Genomic DNA, 8,606 nt, shown 5'->3' on the forward strand with positions numbered 1-8,606 from the left:
CAAGAAAAACTGAACAATAGACCGCGGAAAATTATCAACTATAAAACACCTAATGAAATGATGGAGATTGAACTAAAAAACGTAGCTTAGTAACATCAAAAAATAATAACGTTTTGTTGCGTTAGAACATTGAATCCAAGATGGGATTAAAACTAAACGGAGTAAGAAAAAATGCAGCTTAGTAAAATAGTCGCATTTTTATTAGATGATTCATGATGTTCTAATTTAAAAAAGCGTTCAAGTTAACTTGAACGCTTTTTTAAGTATATAATTGCTGTGAATTATTTAATTGGCTTCACTGTTTTAATAATTCTTGCAGCGATTTTGTATGGATCTCCGTTTGAAGATGGACGACGGTCTTCTAACCATCCTTTGTATCCTTTTTCTACAGCAATAATTGGAATACGAATAGATGCTCCTCTATCTGAAACTCCCCAAGAGAAATCACTGATAGATGCAGTTTCGTGTTTACCTGTTAAACGTTGCTCATTGTGCTCTCCATAAACTTCGATGTGCTCTTTTACTAATGGACGGAAAGCTTCACAGATTTCAGCATATTTCTCAGCAGAACCACATTCTCTTAAGATTGAGTTAGAGAAATTAGCATGCATGCCAGATCCATTCCAATCAGTATCTCCTAATGGCTTTGGATGGTACTCTATGTACATTCCGCGACCTTCTGTCAAACGGTCTAAGATATATCTAGCAATCCAGATTTCATCTCCAGCTTGCTTAGCTCCTTTTGCAAATAATTGGAATTCCCATTGTCCAGAAGCAACCTCTTGGTTGATTCCTTCAAAATTCAATCCAGCATCAATACATATATCAGCATGCTTTTCAACGACTGCACGTCCATGAGTGTTTTTACCTCCAACTGAACAGTAGTACATTCCTTGTGGAGCAGGATAACCACCTCTTGGAAATCCTAATGGCAAATCAGTATCTGTATCCATGATAAAGTATTCTTGCTCAAATCCAAACCAAAAATCGTTATCATCATCCTCAATAGTAGCACGTCCGTTAGATTTATGTGGAGTCCCATCAGCGTTCATTACTTCAGTCATTACTAAATAACCATTAATACGTGTTGGATCTTTGTAAATTGCAACTGGCTTTAAAATACAGTCAGAATCTCCACCAGAAGCCTGTTGTGTAGATGACCCATCGAAAGACCAAAGTCCTAATTCTTCAATCGTTCCTTGGAAGTCTTCATGCTCTTCAACTTTAGTTTTACTTCTTAGGTTTTGAGTTGGTTTATAACCATCCAACCAAATGTACTCTAATTTAATTTTAGCCATAATTCTATAATCTTATTAATATGATTCTATAAATAATTTTTTTGAAGTTACAAATATAATATATAATTTAATACCAATTCCAATAAATTACGTAAAAATACGTAGATGATTTAATTTTTGAAAGAATGTTTAAATTCTTTAAAAATTATTTACAATATCTTATTTTGAGACTGTTAATATTCATATATATTAAAATATAGGATTTGGTAAAAAATTAATTACAAATAAGTAACTTTGCCTTTTTCAAATCCAAAGAAATTAGCATGAGTTCAGAAACTAGTAAAAGATATAGTCAAAGAGGAGTGTCGGCTTCTAAAGAAGACGTTCATAACGCTATAAAAAAGGTGGACAAAGGTTTGTTTCCGCAAGCATTTTGTAAAATAGTTCCCGACCATTTAACAGGTGATAAAGACTATTGTTTGATTATGCATGCAGATGGTGCAGGTACAAAATCTTCATTGGCGTATATCTACTGGAAAGAGACAGGTGATATTTCTGTTTGGAAAGGAATTGCTCAAGATGCATTGATTATGAATATTGATGATTTATTATGTGTTGGAGCAATGGAAAATATCATGTTATCATCTACGATTGGTAGAAATAAGAATTTGATTCCTGGCGAGGTTTTATCTCAAATTATCAATGGTACTGAAGAATTACTAAAAGAACTGAAAGAGTTTGGAGTAGAGATTCACTCTACAGGAGGAGAAACTGCTGATGTTGGAGATTTAGTTCGTACTATTATTGTAGACTCTACAGTAACAGCTCGAATGAAAAGAAAAGATGTTATCAATAACGCAAATATTAAACCTGGTGATGTAATCGTTGGTTTGGAATCTTTTGGTCAAGCAACTTATGAAAAATCATATAATGGAGGCATGGGAAGTAATGGATTGACATCTGCTCGTCATGATGTCTTTGATAAATATTTGGCAGAAAAATATCCTGAGAGTTTCGATGCAGCTGTACCCGAAGAATTGGTGTATTCAGGAAAAGTTAAACTAACAGATTCTGTAGAAAACTCACCAATTGATGCAGGGAAGTTAGTATTGTCTCCTACAAGAACTTATGCTCCTATTATTAAAGAAATATTAAATGAGTTTTCTGCACAAGAAATCCACGGTATGGTTCACTGTAGTGGAGGTGCTCAAACTAAAATTTTACACTTTGTAAAAGGTTTACATATCATAAAAGATAATATGTTTGATATACCTCCTTTGTTTAAATTGATTCAAAATCAATCAAATACAGACTGGAAAGAAATGTATCAAGTTTTTAATATGGGGCATAGAATGGAGATTTATGTACCTGCTGAAATAGCTAATAAAATTATTGAAATTTCTAAAAACTTTAATGTCGATGCTAAAATTGTGGGAAGAGTAGAAGCTTCAGAAAATAATAAATTAACAATTAAAAGTGAATTCGGAGAATTTATTTATTAGTTATATTACGAAAGGATCAGTCTATGCTCTGGTCTTTTAAATATCTGTAATAATCGGATAAAAAATGTAAATTTGTAGTCCAAATAATAGAGAGAAAAGATGTTAGATAAGATTAAAATATTTAAACAACGATTTGACGAAGTATCAGATTTGATTATTCAGCCTGATATTATCATGGATCAAAAGCGTTATGTAAAGCTTAATAAAGAATATAAAGATTTAGGACAGATAGTTGAAAAATCTAAAGAATATGAAAAGCTTTTAAACAATATAGCCGAAGCAAAAGAAATCATTTCAGACGGATCAGATGCTGAAATGGTTGAAATGGCTAAAATGGAATTGGATGATGCAAACGGACAGATTCCTAATATTGAGGAAGAAATTAAATTTATGTTGATTCCTAAGGACCCTGAAGATGCTAAGAATGTAATTGTTGAAATTCGCGCTGGCACAGGTGGAGATGAAGCGAGTATTTTTGCCGGAGATTTATATAGAATGTATACCAAATATTGTTCAGATAGAAACTGGAAAGTGGAAATTGAAGATATTAGTGAAGGTACTTCAGGAGGGTTTAAAGAAATTATTTTTAGTATTTCTGGAGCTGATGTGTATGGTGATATGAAATTCGAATCTGGTGTGCACCGTGTCCAAAGAGTTCCACAAACAGAAACTCAAGGTCGTGTACATACGTCAGCAGCAACTGTAATGGTATTACCAGAGGCAGAAGAGTTTGATATTGACATGAAACAAAGTGATATTCGTGTAGATTATTTCTGTTCTTCAGGACCTGGTGGTCAATCGGTAAATACAACATATTCAGCTGTGCGTTTGACACATATTCCTTCTGGATTGGTAGCACAATGTCAAGATCAAAAATCTCAGCATAAGAATAAAGACAAAGCGATGAAGGTTTTACGATCTAGATTGTATGAGCAAGAATTGGAAAAGAAATTAGCGGCAGATTCTTTAAAGAGAAATTCATTGGTTGCTAGTGGAGATAGATCTGCTAAAATTAGAACCTATAATTATCCTCAGGGACGTGTTACTGAACATAGAATTGGAATGACACTTTATGATTTGTCAAATGTAATTAATGGTGATATTCATAAGATCATTGATGGACTTAAGCTGGCTGAAAACACAGAAAGGTTAAAGGAATTAGGCGAGGCTCTTTAGTGAAAAAGTTAAATAATTAAGAAAAGCTGTAAACAATATGTTTACAGCTTTTTTTCGCATTATATTCAGCCGAGACTCTGTCCAACATAACTCAACCGAATTATTTTAGGCTCAACATTTCTTTTAAAATCTAACATCAGCAAAGTTTTTAAAAAAATTGCTGACTTTCTCAGAAAACCTTATAACAATTTGATTTTTAAATGACGTAATAATAATTTGGAATATTTTTTATTCAGATAAGCAATAAAAATTGAAGCATAGCCCCGTTACGGTTTTGTTTTTGTGTGAAATATAAAGGAAATAGAAACTAGTTTAATCAATCATTTTGATGTTTATTTGGTATTACTTAAAAAGTACATTTTAATGAGATTACCGATTATGAGTTAAATTCAGCATCCATAAAATTATAGGTTTCTATATTTTTAGAAGCTGAAATTTACGATAGTAGGAACTTCTGTTTTTGTTTCAAAATAAGTACCTTTGCGCTCTAAATTATAAATGGTCAATTGTCTTTTTAATAACTTGGAAGACGAAAGTTGTTTTATAAATAACGAATGAAAAAGCAATTGTTAGAAACCATTAAAAAAATATAGGATGAAGAATATCACAGAAATATTAAAAGAGAGAATCCTTGTGTTAGATGGGGCCATGGGGACTATGTTACAGGCTTATAAGTTTACCGAAGAGGATTTTAGAGGTGAGGAATTTAAAGATTGGAAATTATCTGTGAAAGGAAATAATGATATGCTTTCTATTACCCAGCCAGAAGCCATTAAAGAAGTGCATAGAAAGTATTTTGCTGCAGGAGCTGATATAATAGAAACTAACACTTTTTCTAGTACTACCATTGCTATGGCGGATTATAAAATGGAAGATTATGTATATCAGCTAAATTACGAGTCTGCAAAAATTGCGAAAGAGGTAGCAGATGAATTCACAAAAGAAAATCCTGACAAACCACGATTTGTTGCGGGATCAATTGGACCAACTAACAAAACAGGTTCTATGTCTCCAGATGTAAATGACCCTGGTTATCGTGCCATAACTTTTGATGAACTGAGAATTGCATACAAACAACAAGCGGGAGCTTTGTTAGACGGAGGTTCTGATATTTTATTGGTAGAGACTGTTTTTGATACTTTAAATGCAAAAGCAGCTTTATTTGCAATTGAAGAGGTAAAAGATGAACGTGGAATTGAAATTCCAGTTATGCTAAGCGGTACAATTACTGATGCCAGTGGTAGAACCTTATCTGGACAAACTGCAGAAGCCTTTTTAATTTCAGTATCACATGTTCCTTTATTAACTGTCGGTTTAAACTGTGCCTTGGGAGCAAATGCATTGGTGCCTCATTTAGAAGCAATTTCTAGAAATACTGAATATGGAGTCTCAGCACATCCAAATGCTGGATTGCCTAATGCTTTTGGAGAATATGATGAAACACCAGATGAAATGGCTGGTCAGATTAAAGAGTATTTAGACAAGAATTTGATAAATATTATTGGAGGATGTTGTGGTACAACTCCAGAGCATATAAAAGCAATTGCTGATTTAGCTGCTCAATATAAACCAAGAGTTATTGCTTAAGATGAAAACAAACATGGCAACAAATATTATCCTTATTTTTTTGATGCTTGGCTGTATCTATTAATTGTGGTTCTATTTGCTGTTTTTGCTTTGGTTTTTTATAAAAATAAAGAATACAATTCAAGTTAAGAATGAGTATAAAACAAACAAAATATTTAAAGTTATCAGGGTTAGAGCCATTAGTTTTAAGCCCAGATATGAACTTTATTAATGTTGGTGAACGAACAAATGTTGCAGGGTCACGTAAATTTTTACGTTTGATCAAAGAAGAGCAATATGATGAGGCTTTGGTTATTGCAAGAGATCAAGTAGAAGGAGGGGCGCAAATCATTGATATTAATATGGATGATGGTATGATTGATGGAAAAGAAGCGATGGTTCGTTTCTTACATCTAATTATGGCAGAGCCAGATATTTCTCGTGTACCTATTATGATTGATAGTTCTAAATGGGATATTATTGAAGCTGGTTTACAGGTTGTTCAAGGGAAATGTATTGTGAATTCAATTTCTTTAAAAGAAGGAGAAGAAGCATTTCGTAAACACGTAAAATTATTAAAACGTTATGGTGCAGCTGTAATTGTTATGGCTTTTGATGAAGTAGGTCAGGCAGATGATTATGACAGTCGCTGTAGAATAGCAAAGCGTTCTTATGATATTATGGTGAATGAATTGGGATTTCCATCAGAAGATATTATTTTCGATTTGAATATTTTTCCTGTAGCAACAGGAATGGAAGAGCATAGAAGAAATGCCATTGACTTTATTAAAGCTACACACTGGGTTCGTACAAATTTAACCAATGCAAGTGTTAGTGGTGGTGTAAGTAATGTATCATTTTCTTTTAGAGGAAATAATGTAGTCCGTGAGGCAATGCACTCAGTTTTCTTGTACTATGCAATCCAAAAAGGAATGAACATGGGGATTGTAAACCCTGCAATGTTAGAAGTTTACGACGACATCCCAAAAGATTTATTAGAGCATGTAGAAGATGTAATTTTAGATAGACGTGATGATGCTACAGAACGTTTGTTAGATTTTGCTGAATCTGTTAGAGGAGAAGGTAAAGTTCAGGTGAAAAACTTAGAATGGAGAAAAGAAGGTTTACAAGATAGAATTACACATTCTCTGGTCAAAGGATTGGATACTTATATTGTTGAAGATGTTGAAGAAGCTCGTCTATTAGCCACTAAACCACTAGAGGTTATCGAAGTAAGTTTGATGACTGGAATGAGTGTTGTTGGTGATTTGTTTGGAGAGGGAAAAATGTTCTTACCTCAGGTTGTAAAGTCAGCACGTGTAATGAAAAAAGCAGTAGCGCATTTGATGCCTTTTATTGAAGCAGATAAAGATGGAAATTCTAGAGCACAAGGAAAAATTTTATTGGCAACTGTAAAAGGAGATGTACACGATATTGGAAAGAATATTGTTGGAGTTGTATTAGCCTGTAATAATTATGAGATTATTGACTTAGGGGTGATGGTGCCTCCAGAAAAAATATTAGAAGAAGCAAAAAAACAGAATGTAGATATCATTGGATTGAGTGGCTTGATTACCCCTTCCTTAGATGAAATGGTACATATGGCTAAAGAAATGAAACGTTTGGATTTTAGAATCCCGTTATTAGTTGGAGGAGCAACAACATCAAGAGCACATACAGCAGTGAAAATTGCAGAACAATACGATTATGGAGTAATTCATGTACTAGATGCATCTAGGTCGGTTCCCGTAGTGAGTACTTTGATAAATAAAGAAAAAAAAATTACTTTCTTAAAGGACACTTATGCAGAGTATGATAAGCTACGTGATAACTACTTAAATAGAGCACGTAAAAAAGTGTATTTACCATTGGCAGAAGCTAGAAAGAATAAATTTAAAATTGATTGGAAAGCAGAGGATATATACAAACCAAAAAAACTAGGTGTTCATATAATTGAAAATTTAGATTTTAATGATTTGCTGCCTTATTTAGATTGGACTCCATTTTTCCAGTCATGGGAACTGCACGGAAAATATCCTGCAATTTTAACAGACAAGGTTGTAGGAGAACAGGCAACAGAGCTGTTTAAAGATGCATCACAAATGTTAGCACGTATCTTAAAAGAAAAATGGTTTATAGCGAAAGCTGTATATGGATTGTTTCCTGCTAATACTGCACAGAATTCTGATGATATTGAAATATACAAAGACGAATCTCGATCTGAAATTTTAGAAACGATTTTGACCTTACGTCAACAGTCTAAAAAAGGAGCAGGGAAACCAAATATTGCATTGGCAGATTTTATTGCACCTAAAGATACCAACCTAGAAGATTACATGGGGGCTTTCTGTGTAACAACAGGTTTTGGAGTAGAAGAAATAGCAGAGAAATACAGAGAAGATTTAGACGATTATAATAGTATTATGGTCAAAGCTTTGGGAGATCGTTTCGCAGAGGCTTTTGCTGAATATTTACACGACAAAATTCGTAAGGATTTTTGGGGATATACTTCTACTGAAAATTTATCAAATGAAGATTTGATACGTGAGCAGTACCAAGGCATCCGTCCTGCTCCTGGGTATCCAGCTTGCCCTGATCATACTGAGAAAACTTCACTTTGGAGACTGTTAAGTGTTAAAGAAAATATTGGTATTGTATTGACAGATAGTTTGGCTATGTTTCCAACGGCAGCAGTTTCTGGATTGTATTTTGCACATCCAAAATCTAGGTATTTTGGAGTTGGTAAAATAACAATGGAGCAAGTACATGATTTTGCCAAAAGAAGAGGATATACAAATGAGGTAATGGAACGTTGGTTAGCACCAAACTTAAATGAATAATAACATATTTATCTATACGCTTAACGTCTGTTTTATTTGATTTTGATAAATTGATTTAGCAACTTGGATTCAAGGTTGTAACGCAACAAAACGTTTTAGTTTTATGATGTTACTAAGCTACAATTTTAAGTTCAATATCCATCATTTAAGACCGTTGCATAATGCTCTTTTCAGTTTTAGATTTCAATTTTGACTTTTTAAATCTAAAATTTATATTTTTTTTTCTTATTTTCATTGTTTATGTTAGTTATGGATCTATTTTTTGGTTCATTTTCCTTTAGTTT

General features: G+C 33.2%; 5 protein-coding genes. 4 read left to right on the forward strand and 1 reads right to left on the reverse strand.

Going from position 1 to position 8,606, the window contains the following annotated elements; all coding sequences use genetic code 11:
- Nucleotides 1-281: 281 nt before the first annotated feature.
- Nucleotides 282-1,298 carry a glutamine synthetase beta-grasp domain-containing protein gene (locus tag V5787_RS03645; protein ID WP_336891917.1) on the reverse strand — a complete coding sequence of 339 codons (1,017 nt, stop codon included), beginning with the start codon at nt 1,296-1,298 and terminating at the stop codon, nt 282-284.
- 263 nt (nt 1,299-1,561) lie between these two features.
- Here V5787_RS03645 and V5787_RS03650 point away from each other — a divergent pair, with 263 nt between their 5' ends.
- From V5787_RS03650 to metH, 4 genes are all read left to right on the forward strand, one after another.
- Nucleotides 1,562-2,740 carry an AIR synthase related protein gene (locus V5787_RS03650; RefSeq protein WP_336891918.1) on the forward strand — a complete coding sequence of 393 codons (1,179 nt, stop codon included), beginning with the start codon at nt 1,562-1,564 and terminating at the stop codon, nt 2,738-2,740.
- A 99-nt stretch (nt 2,741-2,839) separates the two neighbouring features.
- The gene (gene prfA, locus V5787_RS03655) at nt 2,840-3,916 is read left to right on the forward strand and encodes a peptide chain release factor 1 (RefSeq protein WP_336891919.1); all 1,077 of its coding nucleotides are present in this window, start codon (nt 2,840-2,842) and stop codon (nt 3,914-3,916) included.
- A 594-nt stretch (nt 3,917-4,510) separates the two neighbouring features.
- Nucleotides 4,511-5,503: a homocysteine S-methyltransferase family protein gene (locus V5787_RS03660; RefSeq protein WP_336891920.1), complete on the forward strand. Its 993-nt coding sequence runs from the start codon at nt 4,511-4,513 to the stop codon at nt 5,501-5,503.
- A gap of 131 nt (nt 5,504-5,634) precedes the next feature.
- The gene (gene metH, locus V5787_RS03665) at nt 5,635-8,322 is read left to right on the forward strand and encodes a methionine synthase (RefSeq protein ID WP_336891921.1); all 2,688 of its coding nucleotides are present in this window, start codon (nt 5,635-5,637) and stop codon (nt 8,320-8,322) included.
- The last annotated feature ends 284 nt before the right edge of the window (nt 8,323-8,606 follow it).

The sequence above is a fragment of the Flavicella sp. genome (assembly GCF_037132785.1).
Classification (GTDB): domain Bacteria; phylum Bacteroidota; class Bacteroidia; order Flavobacteriales; family Flavobacteriaceae; genus Flavicella.